At 61.7% G+C, this 15955-nt stretch carries 9 protein-coding genes and 2 rRNA genes; 4 read left to right on the top strand and 7 right to left on the bottom strand.

From position 1 onward, the window contains the following. Nucleotides 1-32 precede the first annotated feature (32 nt). The 7 genes from QP029_RS07435 to QP029_RS07405 form a co-directional block, all read right to left on the bottom strand. Nucleotides 33-3119 (bottom strand): 23S ribosomal RNA (locus QP029_RS07435). A gap of 395 nt (nt 3120-3514) precedes the next feature. Next, nucleotides 3515-5039: ribosomal RNA gene (locus QP029_RS07430) — 16S ribosomal RNA — on the bottom strand. Together the 16S and 23S rRNA genes form the textbook arrangement of a ribosomal RNA operon. Nucleotides 5040-5695: 656 nt before the next feature. Further along, entirely contained in the window at nt 5696-6451 is a 756-nt protein-coding gene (locus QP029_RS07425) for an iron ABC transporter ATP-binding protein (protein ID WP_284873727.1), read from the bottom strand. Further along, nucleotides 6448-7542 carry an iron chelate uptake ABC transporter family permease subunit gene (locus QP029_RS07420; RefSeq protein ID WP_432418725.1) on the bottom strand — a complete coding sequence of 365 codons (1095 nt, stop codon included), beginning with the start codon at nt 7540-7542 and terminating at the stop codon, nt 6448-6450. The genes QP029_RS07425 and QP029_RS07420 overlap by 4 nt, the downstream gene beginning before the upstream one ends. 46 nt (nt 7543-7588) lie before the next feature. Further along, nucleotides 7589-8578: an ABC transporter permease gene (locus QP029_RS07415; protein ID WP_284873725.1), complete on the bottom strand. Its 990-nt coding sequence runs from the start codon at nt 8576-8578 to the stop codon at nt 7589-7591. A gap of 45 nt (nt 8579-8623) precedes the next feature. Further along, the gene (locus QP029_RS07410; protein WP_284873724.1) at nt 8624-9628 is read right to left on the bottom strand and encodes a siderophore ABC transporter substrate-binding protein; all 1005 of its coding nucleotides are present in this window, start codon (nt 9626-9628) and stop codon (nt 8624-8626) included. A 548-nt stretch (nt 9629-10176) separates the two neighbouring features. Beyond that, nucleotides 10177-10584 carry a hypothetical protein gene (locus tag QP029_RS07405; RefSeq protein WP_284873723.1) on the bottom strand — a complete coding sequence of 136 codons (408 nt, stop codon included), beginning with the start codon at nt 10582-10584 and terminating at the stop codon, nt 10177-10179. 260 nt (nt 10585-10844) lie between these two features. Between QP029_RS07405 and QP029_RS07400 the strand changes: the two genes are divergently transcribed. Genes QP029_RS07400 through QP029_RS07385 form a run of 4 tightly spaced genes read left to right on the top strand, consistent with a single transcriptional unit; the run spans nt 10845 to nt 15779 of the window. Further along, a complete protein-coding gene (locus tag QP029_RS07400; protein WP_284873722.1) occupies nt 10845-12023 on the top strand; it encodes an ABC transporter ATP-binding protein in 1179 nt (392 codons plus the stop codon). After that, complete coding sequence (locus QP029_RS07395) at nt 12020-13279, top strand: sugar ABC transporter substrate-binding protein (RefSeq protein WP_284873721.1); 1260 nt, start codon at nt 12020-12022, stop codon at nt 13277-13279. The genes QP029_RS07400 and QP029_RS07395 overlap by 4 nt, the downstream gene beginning before the upstream one ends. Continuing rightward, entirely contained in the window at nt 13276-14850 is a 1575-nt protein-coding gene (locus QP029_RS07390) for an ABC transporter permease subunit (RefSeq protein WP_284873720.1), read from the top strand. Before QP029_RS07395 ends, QP029_RS07390 begins: the two co-directional genes overlap by 4 nt. Continuing rightward, nucleotides 14850-15779, top strand: coding sequence for a sugar ABC transporter permease (locus QP029_RS07385; protein ID WP_284873719.1), 930 nt, complete (start codon nt 14850-14852; stop codon nt 15777-15779). Before QP029_RS07390 ends, QP029_RS07385 begins: the two co-directional genes overlap by 1 nt. Nucleotides 15780-15955: the final 176 nt, after the last annotated feature.

Raw genomic sequence — 15955 nt, 5'->3', positions numbered from 1 at the left:
GCAACACATCACCACCACCCGTCAACCGGGGGTTTGTGTGTTACGTCGGTAAATTAGTACCGGTCACCTCCACACATTACTGTGCGTCCAGATCCGGCCTATCAACCCCGTCATCTCCAGGGAACCTCAAAAGAAACCTCATCTCGAAACAGGCTTCCCGCTTAGATGCTTTCAGCGGTTATCCCTTCCGTACGTAGCCAACCAGCCCTGCCCCTGGCGGAACAACTGGCACACTAGAGGTACGTCCGTCCCGGTCCTCTCGTACTAGGGACAGCCTTCCACAAGTTTCTACGCGCGCGGCGGATAGAGACCGAACTGTCTCACGACGTTCTAAACCCAGCTCGCGTGCCGCTTTAATGGGCGAACAGCCCAACCCTTGGGACCTACTCCAGCCCCAGGATGCGACGAGCCGACATCGAGGTGCCAAACCATCCCGTCGATATGGACTCTTGGGGAAGATCAGCCTGTTATCCCCGGGGTACCTTTTATCCGTTGAGCGACACCACTTCCACAAGTAGGTGCCGGATCACTAGTCCCGACTTTCGTCCCTGCTCGAGCTGTCACTCTCACAGTCAAGCTCCCTTGTGCACTTACACTCACCACCTGATTGCCAACCAGGCTGAGGGAACCTTTGGGCGCCTCCGTTACTCTTTAGGAGGCAACCGCCCCAGTTAAACTACCCACCAGGCACTGTCCCCGACCCAGATCATGGGCCAAGGTTAAGGTATCCAATCCGATCAGAGTGGTATTTCAACAACGACTCCCACACAACTAGCGTCATGTGATCACAGTCTCCCACCTATCCTACACAAACCGAACCGAACACCAATACCAAGCTATAGTGAAGGTCCCGGGGTCTTTTCGTCCTGCCGCGCGTAACGAGCATCTTTACTCGTACTGCAATTTCACCGGGCCTGTGGTTGAGACAGCAGGGAAGTCGTTACGCCATTCGTGCAGGTCGGAACTTACCCGACAAGGAATTTCGCTACCTTAGGATGGTTATAGTTACCACCGCCGTTTACTGGGGCTTAAATTCTCCGCTTCGACCACCGAAGTGATCTAACAGGTCCTCTTAACCTTCCAGCACCGGGCAGGCGTCAGTCCGTATACATCGACTTAAGCGTCTTCGCACGGACCTGTGTTTTTAATAAACAGTCGCTTCCCTCTATTCTCTGCGACCACCACCAGCTCACCATGCAAGATGGGTCACCGACAGTGGCCCCCCTTCTCCCGAAGTTACGGGGGCATTTTGCCGAGTTCCTTAACCACAGTTCACCCGAACGCCTTAGTATTCTCTACCTGACTACCTGTGTCGGTTTAGGGTACGGGCCATATATGTACATCGCTAGAGGCTTTTCTCGACAGCACGGGATCACCGACATCACCCCAAAGGGCTACGCATCACGTCTCACACATCCAAGGGGCGGATTTACCTCTCCCCTCGTGCTACACGCTTACACCACAATCCAATAAATGGCTCGGCTACCCCACTGCGTCACCCCATCACTTGGCTACTACCAGTTCAGGCCCCACGCACGCACACAACACGACAAGCAAAGCTTCCCGTGATCGTGATTGTGGGTGGTTAGTATCACTGATTCACACATGGGCGCACATACACGGGTACGGGAATATCAACCCGTTGTCCATCGACTACGCCTGTCGGCCTCGCCTTAGGTCCCGACTCACCCTGGGAAGACGAACTTGACCCAGGAACCCTTAGTCATCCGGCGGACAAGATTCTCACTTGTCTATTCGTTACTCATGCCTGCATTCTCACTCGCACACACTCCACCGCCCCTCACGGTACGGCTTCACAGCAGTGCACGACGCTCCCCTACCCAACATCCCGCAAACGGGATTGTTGCCGCGGCTTCGGCGGTGTACTTGAGCCCCACTACATTGTCGGCGCAGAACCACTCGACCAGTGAGCTATTACGCACTCTTTCAAGGATGGCTGCTTCTAAGCCAACCTCCTGGCTGTCTTCGCGATCCCACATCCTTTTCCACTTAGTACACGCTTAGGGGCCTTAGCCGGCGATCTGGGCTGTTTCCCTCTCGACTATGAAGCTTATCCCCCACAGTCTCACTGCTGCGCTAACTTAAACCGGCATTCGGAGTTTGGCTGACATTGCTAAGATTGTAGTCCCGCTCAACCAACCAGTAGCTCTACCTCCGGCAAGCACCACACAACGCTGCACCTAAATGCATTTCGGGGAGAACCAGCTATCACGGAGTTTGATTGGCCTTTCACCCCTACCCACAACTCATCCCCTCAGTTTTCAACCTAAGTGGGTTCGCGCCTCCACAGAGTCTTACCTCTGCTTCACACTGGCCATGGGTAGATCACTCCGCTTCGGGTCCAGGACATGCCACTAACAACACCCTCGTTAGGATTCGCTTTCGCTACGACTACCCCACACGGGTTAACCTCGCGACATGCCGCTGACTCGCAGGCTCATTCTTCAAAAGGCACGCCATCACACACAAGAGGTGCTCTGACGGATTGTAAGCACATGGTTTCAGGTACTATTTCACTCCCCTCCCGGGGTACTTTTCACCATTCCCTCACGGTACTATCCGCTATCGGTCACACTGAGTATTTAGGCTTACCGGGTGGTCCCGGCAGATTCACAGCAGATTTCACGAGCCCGCTGCTACTCGGGAAAAACAACAACAACCAGCAAGCGCCCTACACGTACAGGACTCTCACCTACTCCGGCAGGCCATCCCAGACCACTTCCGCTAAACACTCAACTGGTCGCCCCAGGCTGACAGACCCAGGCCGTTGCATCCCACAACACCGCATGCGCAACCCCTGTCAGGTATCACACACACACGGTTTAGCCTCATCCACGTTCGCTCGCCACTACTAGCGGAATCATTGTTATTTTCTTCTCCTACGGGTACTGAGATGTTTCACTTCCCCGCGTCAACCCCCACAACAGCTATGAATTCACTGAAGGGTGACCACCCATAACGATGGCCGGGTTTCCCCATTCGGACATCCTCGGATCAACGCTCAGTTGACAGCTCCCCGAGGCATAACGCAGTCTCTCACGTCCTTCATCGGCTCAGTATGCCAAGGCATCCACCATGTGCCCTTACACAAACACACAACAACCACACCACCAGACCCCACAAAAAGGGAACCCGACGATGCGACTGGTGAACATGACTTACTCACAAAACAAAAAATAAAGATGCTCGCGTCCACTATACAGTTCTCACACAACACACCACCCCACCCACACCACACACAACCGCGTGTGACCTGGTTCAGGGGTGATCACCGGGAACAATGTTGCCCCAGACACCCAACAGCATGCCAACGCACCCCACCCACCACAACGGGCACGATGATGTTTTCTGATAACCGATCATGCATTTTTTGTGGTCACCCACACGGTACGCGTCCACCCGATTCATTGATGCCGGCGGGTCAACACGCGTGACCACCAACCAGCAGATGCCCACATCACACAGTGACGCAGGACTTTTTTATGCTCCTTAGAAAGGAGGTGATCCAGCCGCACCTTCCGGTACGGCTACCTTGTTACGACTTCGTCCCAATCGCCGATCCCACCTTCGACAGCTCCCCCACAAAAGTGTTGGGCCACTGGCTTCGGGTGTTACCAACTTTCATGACGTGACGGGCGGTGTGTACAAGGCCCGGGAACGTATTCACCGCAGCGTTGCTGATCTGCGATTACTAGCGACTCCGACTTCATGGGGTCGAGTTGCAGACCCCAATCCGAACTGAGGCCGGCTTTCAGCGATTAGCTCCACCTTACGATGTCGCGACGCGTTGTACCGACCATTGTAGCATGTGTGAAGCCCTGGACATAAGGGGCATGATGATTTGACGTCATCCCCACCTTCCTCCGAGTTGACCCCGGCAGTCTCTCATGAGTCCCCACCATCACGTGCTGGCAACATAAGACAAGGGTTGCGCTCGTTGCGGGACTTAACCCAACATCTCACGACACGAGCTGACGACAACCATGCACCACCTGTACACCAGCCACAAGGGAAAGACCATCTCTGGCCCGGTCCGGTGTATGTCAAGCCCAGGTAAGGTTCTTCGCGTTGCATCGAATTAATCCACATGCTCCGCCGCTTGTGCGGGCCCCCGTCAATTCCTTTGAGTTTTAGCCTTGCGGCCGTACTCCCCAGGCGGGGCGCTTAATGCGTTAGCTACGGCACAGAAGTCGTGGAAGACCCCTACACCTAGCGCCCACCGTTTACGGCATGGACTACCAGGGTATCTAATCCTGTTCGCTACCCATGCTTTCGCTCCTCAGCGTCAGTTACTGCCCAGAGACCTGCCTTCGCCATTGGTGTTCCTCCTGATATCTGCGCATTTCACCGCTACACCAGGAATTCCAGTCTCCCCTACAGCACTCAAGTATTGCCCGTATCGCCTGCACGCCCGGAGTTAAGCCCCGGAATTTCACAGACGACGCGACAAACCACCTACGAGCTCTTTACGCCCAGTAATTCCGGACAACGCTCGCACCCTACGTATTACCGCGGCTGCTGGCACGTAGTTAGCCGGTGCTTCTTATACAGGTACCGTCACAAAAAGCTTCGTCCCTGTCGAAAGAGGTTTACAACCCGAAGGCCGTCATCCCCCACGCGGCGTCGCTGCATCAGGCTTGCGCCCATTGTGCAATATTCCCCACTGCTGCCTCCCGTAGGAGTCTGGGCCGTATCTCAGTCCCAATGTGGCCGTCCACCCTCTCAGGCCGGCTACCCGTCGACGCCTTGGTAGGCCATTACCCCACCAACAAGCTGATAGGCCGCGGGCTCATCCTGCACCGAAAAAACTTTCCACCCCCCACACTAAAGGAGGGTCCTATCCGGTATTAGACCCAGTTTCCCAGGCTTATCCCGAAGTGCAGGGCAGATCACCCACGTGTTACTCACCCGTTCGCCACTCGAGTACCCCCAGCAAGCTGAAGGCCTTTCCGTTCGACTTGCATGTGTTAAGCACGCCGCCAGCGTTCGTCCTGAGCCAGGATCAAACTCTCCACAAAAAACTTCTGATAGAAGAAAAAGGCTGTGAAAAGCCCAAACCCAACCAAAAACAAACAACCGACGATTCAAAAATGATTCATCAATTGTCCGAAAAATCACGAACCACCACACCACCCACACCACAAACAGCAGTATGAGCGGATCAGCTGGTGATCCGGCCACCGGTGCCTGTCCCGACGGGGATTAGCAGACACCAGGTGACAAAAAACAGATGAGACCAATGCTGCATCCGCACCCGAAACAGTTCACCACACACAGTGTGGCGCGTTGTTTACAGTGGCACCCGTTCCAAGTGAACATCAGGTACCACCCGGCACGCACCACCCACAACCAGTATCAGACCGGCTACAGGGGGTTGACCAGCACAATCATCATCAAAAAACAAAAGTACATTGGCACACTATTGAGTTCTCACACAACATCCGTACGCTCTCTACGGCACCTTGCGGGCCGTTCGGAGCGACTTGTTTGAACTTACGCTATCCGGTTGAGCGTGTCAACTCGGGGCTGTGAAGTTCTTTGTTTCTTTGCTTTCTCGCAACCTCTCGGCTGCTCGTCGGCAACGTTGAATACTATAAGAAGAACTTCGGTGGAAAGACAAATCCGCCGGTCAGGACGTGTAAACGTCCTGAACGGCGGCGTCGAGAAGCGGTGTCTAGTGGTACGCGGCGATGAGCCCGTTGGGGCCCTCGATGACCTGCACCGGGGTGTTGAAGATGTCGGTGAGGATGTCATCGCGCATGATCTCGTACGGCGTACCGAACTCGACGATCGTGCCGGCCTTCACCGCACAGATGTAGTCGGCGTACTGGGAGGCGAAATTGATGTCGTGGAGCACCACGATGATGGTGCGCCCGAACTCCTTCGCGGCGGACCGCAGGTGCTTCATCATTTCGACGGAGTGGGCGATGTCGAGGTTGTTGAGCGGCTCGTCGAGAAGCACGTAGTCCGTCTCCTGGCACAGGACCATGGCCACGTACGCGCGCTGACGCTGACCGCCGGAGAGCTGGTCGAGGTAGCGGTCCTCCAGGTCGGTGAGATGGAGGAAGTCGATGTAGCGGGAGATGATGTCCTCATCCTCCGCGGTGAGCCGGCCACCCGAGTACGGGAAGCGACCGAAGCCGACGAGCTGGCGCACGGTGAGCTTGGTGATGAAGTGGTTCTCCTGCCGCAGGATGGACAGGATCTTCGCCAGGTCCTTCGACTTGGTGGTGGAGACGTCATACTGCGCCACCTTGATGTCCCCGGTGTCCATGCCGAGGAGGCGGCCGATCATGGTCAGCAGGGTCGACTTGCCCGCACCGTTCGGCCCGACCAGGGCGGTGATGCCGCCGGCCGGGATCTCGAGGTTCACCGGCCCGATGGCCACATCGCTGTTGTACTCCTTGCGGACGTTGGTCAGCGTAATCACAGTCGACCCTTTCTGAGGATGACGAAGAGGAACACGGAGCCACCGACGAGCTCGATGATGATGGAGACCACGCCCTGCGCGTAGAAGATGTGGTTCATGATGAAGTACGCGCCGGCGAGCACCAGGAAGCCGATGCCCGCTGCCATCGGGAACAGATAGCGGTGATCGTAGGTGTCGGCGAACTGGTAGGCAAGGGTGGCGACGAGGAATCCGAGGAAGGTCATCGGGCCGACCAGGGCGGTGGAGACCGCCATGAGCACGGAGATGAGCACCAGGGTGGAGATGGCCAGTGCCTTGTAGTTGAGGCCGAGGTTGGTGGCGGTGTCCCGGCCGAGGGCGATGATGTTGAGCTTGCGGGAGTTGAGGTAGAGCAGCACCGTGGCCACGATCACCAGCGGAATGGCGATCGGGTAATAGGCCGGGTCCGCGTTGTTCACCGACCCGAACAGCCGGGCGGTGAGGATGTCGAACTCGGAGGGGGTGAGCATGCGCTGCATGAACGTCGACACGGAGCCCAGTCCGCCACCGATGACGATGCCCACCAGCAGCATGGCGTGCATGTTGGCGTGCCGGCCGGTGAGCAGCCAGGAGTAGAGGATCAGCGACAGGCCCACCATGAGGGCGAGCTGCACCAGGAAGGTGGTCAGCGTCCGGGCGTTGATGAGACCCACGGCGCCGAAGAAGTAGACCGTGGAGGTGTGGATCGCCGTGTACAGCGATTCGAAACCCATGATCGACGGCGTGATGATGCGGTTGTTGGTCACCGTCTGGAAGGCGACGGTGGCCACCGCCTGGCAGACAGCGACGACGAGCATGGCGATGACGGCGTCGGCACGCCGCTCGGCGATGAGCCAGAAGGTCTCCGATCCGAAGGGCATGGGATTATCCCAGGCCAGCAGACCGAACGCGAAGAGCAGTCCGAAACCACCGACGAGGGCGAGGATGATCCAGTACTTCCGGGCGGCGGCCGCCGACTGGAACGCTCCGGAGCGGCGTTCGGCCGGCGGACGGGTCGCGTGATCCGGCCAGGTCTCCTCCACCCGCTCGAAACGGGCGGCGTCCTCGGACTCCTCCCGGAGGTAGTTCTCCACTCCCCCGGCAGTCGACTCGTCGACCATGTTCTCGACGTAACGGTTCTTATCCACGACGCTGCCTCACGATCAGGGTGACGAAGACGATGGCACCGATGATGCCCAGGATCACGGACACCGGAACCTCGAAGGGCGAGATGATGGTGCGGCCGATGAGGTCACAGACGGTGACGATCCCGATGCCGAGCAGGCCCACCCACGGCAGGTTCGAGCGCAGGTCGTCGCCCCGGAACATGGAGACGATGTTGGGGACGATGAGCCCGAGGAACGGCAGGTTACCCACCACGACGGTGACGATGCCGGTGGCGATGGCGATCAGGCCCGTGCCGATGAGCACCATCCGGTTGTAGTTGAGGCCGACATTGGTGGCCACCTCCTCACCCATGCCGGCGACGGTGAGCCGGTCGGCGAAGAGGAACACCGCGATGACGACGATGACGACGATCCACAGCGCCTCGTACTGGCCGCGGAAGATGTCGGTGAATGAGCCCGCGAACCAGACGCCCAGGCTCTGGAGCATGTCGGTCTGCAGGGCGAAGAAGGTGGAGATGGAGCTGACCACCGCGCCGAGCATGATGCCGATGATCGGCACGATGAGGCTCGAGCGCAGGGACACCCGACGCAGGAACATGAAGAAGACCATCGTGCCGATGAACGCGAAGATCACCGCACCGAACATCCGCTCCAGGATCGTCGCGGCCGGGATGAAGTACATGACGGCCAGCAGGCCCAAACCCGCCCACTCGGTGGTGCCGGTGGTGGTCGGTTCGACGAATCGGTTCTGGGTGAGCAGCTGCATGACCAGCCCGGACATCGCCATCGCGGCACCGGAGAGCACCAGGGCAACGGTCCGGGGGATGCGGGTGGTGGCGAACATCTCCCAGCCGTCGTCGGTGGAGAGGATGTCGTATTCACCCACGGACAACGATGCGGCGAGCAGGCCGAGGACCACCACGAGTCCGAGAAGCAGCTTCCAGTCGAAGAGCTTCTTGCGTGTCCGTGCGTCCCGGCGTGCCGCCGCAGTCGATGTCGTCATTGATTCCTTACCTTATTCCGGGCCTTGTGCGGGCCCGGGGTCTACCTAGTTCTTGGCCTCGAAGGCGTCGGCGAGATCGTTGAGGATCTCGGTGTAGGTGATGATGGATTCGTTGGTGTAGGTGTCCTCCGGTGCGTAGACGACCTTGCCGTCCCGGATGGCGGTGACGTTGCGCAGCGGGTCGGAGTTCTCGATGACCTCGGTGGCGGCGATGTACTCGTCGGTGCCGCGGGTGTTGGTGCCACCGTCACGGTCGAGGACGAGCAGCCAGTCCGGGTTGGCGTCGGCGATGGCCTCGACGGAGATGTCATCACCCTGGTGGTTGCTGGAGGCGTCGGTGACCTCGAGAGCCGGGGTCAGGCCGAGCAGGTCGAAGATCGGGCCGAAGGTGCGGCCGACGCTCGGGGCGATGTAGCCGATGGTGCCGCCGGAGACGTTGACGGCCATGACGTTCTGCTCGGGGTCGTAAGCGGCCTTGGCACGCTCGAGGGCCTCGTCGAAGTCGGCGACGAGCTGCTCGGCCTCGGACTCCTTGCCGAAGATCTTGCCCAGCTCGGTGACCTGGCGCTTGAGCTCGGCGTCGAGCGGCTCGCCCTCACGCGGCTCGAACTCGACGACGGCCGCCTCCGGAGCCAGCTTGACGATGTCGTCGTGGTGCTGTGCGAAGCGCTGACCGTTGACCACCAGGTCGGGCTGGGCCGCGGCGAGTGCCTCGAGGTTCGGCTCGCGGTGCGTGCCCAGATCGATGATGCCCTCGTCGTTCTTGTAGTTCTCGACGGTGAAGGGGACGAGCTGCTTCGGCGCGGCCACCAGCTCGACACCCCAGCTGTCGAGGATCTCGAAGGAGCGGTTGTCGGTGGCGACGACCTTCTCCACGGGGAGGGTGATCTCCTGGGTGCCGTAGTTGTCCTCGACGGTGATCGTCGATTCCGCGGCGGCGGCGTTGCTGGCGGAGGCGTCGGTCGAGGTGTCGTCAGTGGAGCTGCAGGCGGTGAGCAGCAGGCCGGCGGCGGCGACGGCGGCAACGAGGGAGTGGCGGATCTTGGCCATGATGTCCTTTACGGTCGGAACGGAAACTGGCGCCCTGCAAGTTAGGTTAGGGCACCCTAAGACGGAATTATACAAGCCTACCCTTAGTGAGCCAAGCCTATCTTCGGGAAAATCATCCCCTACCACCCCCGCCGCCCCCAAACTGCGAGGTGACGGGCAGTGCCGGAACGCCCACTTCAGGATATTGCTTTGGCTCACCTTACTCAGGAAAGGGTGTCCAATGACACATATTTAGCGGGCCTGACATTCCCCTCACCAGGACAATCCCGGGTGACCAGTGAAATCTCCCCGCATCCCCGAGACATCTCCAGGGGATACCCTCAATGCCCCACCGGCCCCCCCCCCTTTCCCACCCCCGGCACATTCCGAGACGCAGCACGACTCGACCCCGGATCGGCCAGGACATGAGCCCGGCCGTGCCGCATTCCCCGAGCGGCCCACCAGCCCCACCGGCCACCCCACCGGCCAACTCCAGCCCGGCCCGCCCAACACAACGGCCCCGCCCTCCGCGATGGAGGACGGGGCCGGAACGAACGCCCGGAACCGGGTTACTTGTTCTTACCCTGGGCCATCAGCGCGAGACCGATGGCGAGCATGAAGACGTCCTTGGACAGGGACAGGCCCTCCTGGGAGGGGCGGATGCCGTCAGCCTCGGTGTTCTCCGGGTTGCGGAAGTACATGGTGAGCAGGCCACCGGAGAAGGCGGCCAGGCCCGCGCCGGCGAGCTTGCTGGACACGAAGGGGGCCAGCAGGGATGCGCCGATGGCGGTCTCCGCGTAGCCGAGATAGGTGCCGAACTTGTCGGCCGGCAGCTTCGCGGCGGCCGGGATGCCGGAGGCGGCGGCCTGCTGGACGCCGGCGGAGTACTCGGCGGGCATGCCGATCTTGCCGATGCCGGAGTTGGCGATGAAGGCGCCCGGGACGGCACGGAGGATAGCGGTGGACAGCTTGGACATGTGTTTCTCCTCAGAAAGTTGTTGACGTGTACCCATCTACGGGGACCACCGTACTCCCCTCCCCGGAAATCCGCCACCCGTCCCTACATCCAGCATCAACAGCGCCCACCAGTACCCATAACGGAAGCCCTCACAGGGACCACCGACAAATGTTATTCAATGCATATCCCAAGTAGCCACGGTCAGGCATGGAACCGTTTAACGTCGGCATTAACGCCCGAATCGTTGGGGCTACCTGTCCCCGTCGGAAGGAAACGGAATTGGCCACCATCACTCTTGACCATCTGGACAAGCTCTATCCCAATGGCTATCACGCCATCACGGACGTCAACCTGGACATCGAGGACGGGGAGTTCGTCATCCTCGTCGGACCGTCCGGTTGCGGCAAGTCCACCCTCCTCAACATGATCGCCGGACTGGAGGACATCACCGGCGGAGAAATGCGGATCGACGGGAAGGTGGTCAATGACCTGTCCGCCCGGGACCGCGACATCGCCATGGTCTTCCAGTCCTACGCGCTGTACCCGCACATGACGGTGCGGGAGAACATCGCGTTTCCCCTCAAGCTCGCTCATCTGCCGAAGTCGGAGGTCAACGAGAAGATCGCCGAGGTCTCCGCCTCGCTCGGACTGGACGAGTACCTGGACCGGAAGCCTGCCCAGCTCTCGGGCGGCCAGCGACAGCGGGTGGCCATGGGACGCGCCATCGTCCGGCGCCCCAAGGTCTTCCTCATGGATGAGCCGCTGTCCAACCTCGACGCGAAGCTGCGGGTGCAGATGCGCGGCGAGATAGCCCGACTGCAGAAGGATCTCGGCGTCACCACCGTCTACGTCACCCACGACCAGACCGAGGCCATGACTCTCGGCGATCGGGTGGTGGTCATGCGCAAGGGGGTCATCCAGCAGGCCGGCAGCCCCGATGAGCTCTACCGCAACCCGCGGAACCTCTTCGTCGCCGGGTTCATCGGCTCCCCGTCGATGAACTTCGTCCCGGGTCGTCTCATTGACCGGACCACGGTGGCCACCGGTTTCGGCGACATCCGCCTGCCGGAGGAGCTGGCCGCACTGGCGACCCGGGCGACGGGTGAGTCCGTCATCCTGGGCATCCGTCCGGAAGACTTCGACGACGCCTACCTCGTCGACCCGGCCGTCGCCGACCGGGGAACCACCATCGAGGTGACCCTCGACATGGTCGAGTCGACGGGTGCGGACCGCTTCATCCACTTCCGGGCCCCGGAGCGCCACGCCCCGGCCGACCATCTGCGGGAGGCGGCGCAGGACGCCGGGGTCGACGATCTCGGTGGTGAGCTGGTCGCCCGGGTGACCAACGCCAGCCAGGTTCGCCCTGGCATGCAGATGAACCTGTGGTTCGATCCCCGCTCCCTGCACCTGTTCGACGGGGAGAGCGGCGACTCGCTGCGGCAGGAGACGGTGTCATGACGCCCGGATTCGACCGCCGCTCCTTCCTCAAACTCGCCGGGCTCACGGCGGTGACCTCCGGTCTCGCCGCCTGCGGTTCCGCCGGTTCCGGGGCGTCCGGGGCTGCCCCGCTGCTCGGCGGCACCCGTCCGTTGACCATCTGGGCCAGCCAGTACGAGGTTCCCGGCCTGGAGAAGGTGGCGGAGCGGTTCTCGGCGGACACGGGGGTGGACATCCGTGTGATCCAGCGCAACTACAACGGGCAGATGCTCTCGGACTTCCTCACCCAGGTGCCCACCGGCGAGGGACCGGACCTCATCGTCGCCCCGCATGACGTGCTGGGACAGGTGGTCAACAACGGTGCCGTCTCGCCCCTGGACCTCATCAACCCGGAGGAGACGTTCGTCGACATCGCCCTGCAGGCCGTCACCTACGACGGCCGCTACTACGGCGTGCCGTTCATCATCGAGAACGTCGCCCTGCTCCGCAACAACGAGATGACCCGGCACACGCCGACCGATTTCGATGACCTCCTGCGGGAGGGGCACCGGCTGATGGACGAGGGCGTCGCACAGTACCCCTTCACCACCAGCCAGTCGGAGGCCTCGGGCGACCCGTACCACCTCTACCCCATCCAGTCCTCCTTCGGCGCCGAGGTCTTCGAGCGCGACGCCGACGGCGCGTACACCGCGGAACTGGGCATGGGTGGTGAGGAGGGCCGCGCCTTCGCCACCTACCTCGCCGAGCTGGGACGCAACCGGGACCTCATCATCACCATGACCCCGGACATCTCCAAGCAGGCGTTCATCGACGGTGAATCCCCGTACTTCATCGCCGGGCCATGGAACCTGCCGGACATCCAGGCGGCCGGGATGGACATCGAGGTGCTCTCGGTGCCCTCCGCCGGTGGCCAGCCCGCCGTCCCCTTCGTGGGCGTGTCCTCGTTCATGGTCAACGCCAACTCCGCGTCGCCGCTGGCGGCCCGGGACCTGGCACTGAACTACCTGTCCGAACGTGACGTCCAGCTGGAGCTGTTCGCCAACAACCAACGCCCACCCGCCAACACGGAGGCCCTGGCCGGCATGGGGGATCCCGTGCTCGCCGAATACGCCCGCATCGCCCAGGAGGACGGCGCCCCCATGCCGTCCATCCCCGCGATGGGTGCGGTGTGGAACTTCTGGGGCAGCACCCAGAACGGCATCGTCACCGGTGCCGGCGACCCGACCACCCTGTGGGACACCATGATCACCAACATTGAGAGGGCGATCGACGCATGACCGGCGCACTCGATACCCGAACCAGCACCCCCGGCCGGCGCCGCAGCGGCGGTGGCCTGTGGATCAAACTGCTGCTCATGGCGGCAGTCAACGCCTTCGGCTTCTACGGCATCGCCGCCTCCTGGCTGTCGGAGCAGTGGGGAATCCTCGCGTTCCTCGTCGTCGCGCTCATCGCGGCGGACGTCGTCTACTTCTGGGGCGACAAGCGGATGCTGCCGTGGAAGTACCTCTTCCCCGCGGCCGTGATGCTGCTCATCTTCCAGGTGTTCGTGGTCATCTACACCGCGGGCATCGCGTTCACCAACTACGGCGACGGCCACAACTCCTCGAAGGAGGACGCCATCGCCGCCCTCGAGCTCAAGTACGACGAGCCCGTGCCCGGCGCGCCGTCCTGGCCGGTGAGCGTCATCGACGACGGCGACGAACTCGGCCTGGCCGTGGTCACCGACGACGGTGTCCTCGCCGCCCGCAACGGCGAGGACCTCGCCCCCGTGAGCACCGGGGACACCGAGGTGACCGACGGCCGGGTCACCGCGCTCGAAGGCTGGGAGGTCCTCGACCGGCAGGAGGCGATGCAGCGACAGGAGGATGTCCTGGACATCCGTGTCGGCTCCGGCACGGCGGACGGTGACGTGCTGCGGACGAATGACGCGCGGACGTCGACAAGCTATGTCTCCACCATGTCCTACGACGAGGAGAAGGACGCCTTCGTCGCGCAGGACGGTACCGAGTACCGCCCGAACGACACCGGCTCCTTCCAGTCGGACGCCGGCGAGGAACTCATCCCCGGGTGGCGCGTCAACGTCGGCCTGTCCAACTTCACCCAGGTGTTCTCCGACTCGACGTACGCGGGGCCCTTCCTGTCGGTGACGGCGTGGACCTTCGCGTTCGCGTTCCTGTCGGTGGCGCTGACCTTCTTCGCGGGTCTGCTCATGGCCCTGCTGTTCAATGACCCGAACATGCGGCTGCGCGGCTTCTACCGTGCGCTGGTGATCATGCCCTACGCGTTCCCGGCGTTCCTGTCCATCCTCATCTGGGCGGGTCTGCTCAACACGGACTTCGGCTTCTTCAACCAGGTGCTCTTCGGCGGGGCGGACATCAACTGGCTCGGTGATCCCTGGCTGGCACGGCTGTCCACGCTCATTGTCAACCTGTGGCTGGGCTTCCCGTACATGTTCCTCGTGACCACCGGCGCCCTGCAGTCCATCCCGGACGACGTGTACAAGGCCGCGAAGATCGACGGCGCGGGTGCCTGGACCACGTTCCGGAAGATCACCCTCCCGCTGCTCATGATCGCCGTGGGCCCGCTGCTCGTGGCCAGCTTCGCCATGAACTTCAACAACTTCAACGTCATCTACCTGCTCACCGGCGGTGGGCCACGTGACCTCGACTCGCCCACCGGCGTCGGCGCCACCGACATCCTCATCAGCTTCGTGTACAAGATCGCGTTCGCCTCGGGTGAGAACCAGTACGGCGTGGCCTCCGCGATCTCCCTGATGATCTTCATCATGGTGGCCATCGTCTCCGCCGTCACGCTCATCCGCTCCAACTCGCTGAAGGAGATCGACTGATGTCCACCCCCACCAGCGCACCACAGACACCGGGGACGTCACGGGCCTCCGCCGATGACTTCCAACGCAACCGACGCTCCCCGTGGCTGCAGTTCCGCCGCGGCGGCTGGCGGCACATCGTCGCCTGGCTCATCATCATCTACGCCCTGTTCCCCATCCTCTACGTCGTCTCGGCGTCCCTGTCCTCCGAGGGCACTCTGACGGGGTCGAACCAGCTCTTCCAGTCCATCGGGCCGGAGAACTACCAGAACCTGCTCACCGACGAGCAGCACCCGTACATGAAGTGGTTCATCAACTCGATGGTCGTGTCCTCGGTCACGGCGATCGGCACGGTGCTCATGGGCGCGGCCGCCGCCTACGCCTTCTCCCGCTACCGTTTCAAGGCGCGCCGCCCGGGCCTCATCGCCCTGCTCATCATCCAGATGTTCCCGCAGCTGCTGGCCTTCGTGGCCATCTTCCTGCTGCTGTTCTCCATCAAGTCGGTGTACCCGTGGCTGGGGCTGAACTCCCTGCCGGGCCTCATCCTCATCTACCTCGGCGGTTCGCTCGGGTCGAACACGTTCCTCATGTTCGGCTTCTTCAACACCGTCCCCACGGAGATCGACAAGGCCGCCTACATCGACGGCGCCACCCATTCCCAGGTGTACTGGCGGATCATCCTCCCGCTGATCACCCCGTCCCTGGTGGTGGTGGGCATGCTCGCTTTCGTGGCCAGCTTCTCCGACTTCCTCATGGCGCAGATCGTGCTCCAGGACCCGGACAAGTGGACCCTGGCCGTCGGCCTGTACCAGTTCGTGGCCGTCCAATTCGGCGAGAACTGGGGCGTGTTCACCGCCGGCGCGGTCATCGCCGCCGCCCCCGTGGTGCTGCTGTTCATCGTGCTGCAGCGCTACATCGTCTCCGGCATCTCCGGAGCGGTCAAGGGCTGACCTTCCGCGAAATCGACGACGGGCCCCACCTTCTGCCAGGTGGGGGCCCGTTGTGCTTTTCGACGCCGTGCCTACCGCACGTCGCGCGCCACCTCGCCGGTGGTGGCTCCGATGTCCTCGAGGACATGATCGGAGTATTCCGGGAAGATCAGCCGGTAGGTGGCACCGGCGATAGC

It is taken from the genome of Corynebacterium suedekumii, assembly GCF_030252185.1.
In the GTDB taxonomy this organism is placed as follows: Bacteria; Actinomycetota; Actinomycetes; order Mycobacteriales; family Mycobacteriaceae; genus Corynebacterium; species Corynebacterium suedekumii.
This window is presented reverse-complemented; position numbering and strand designations above follow the sequence as displayed.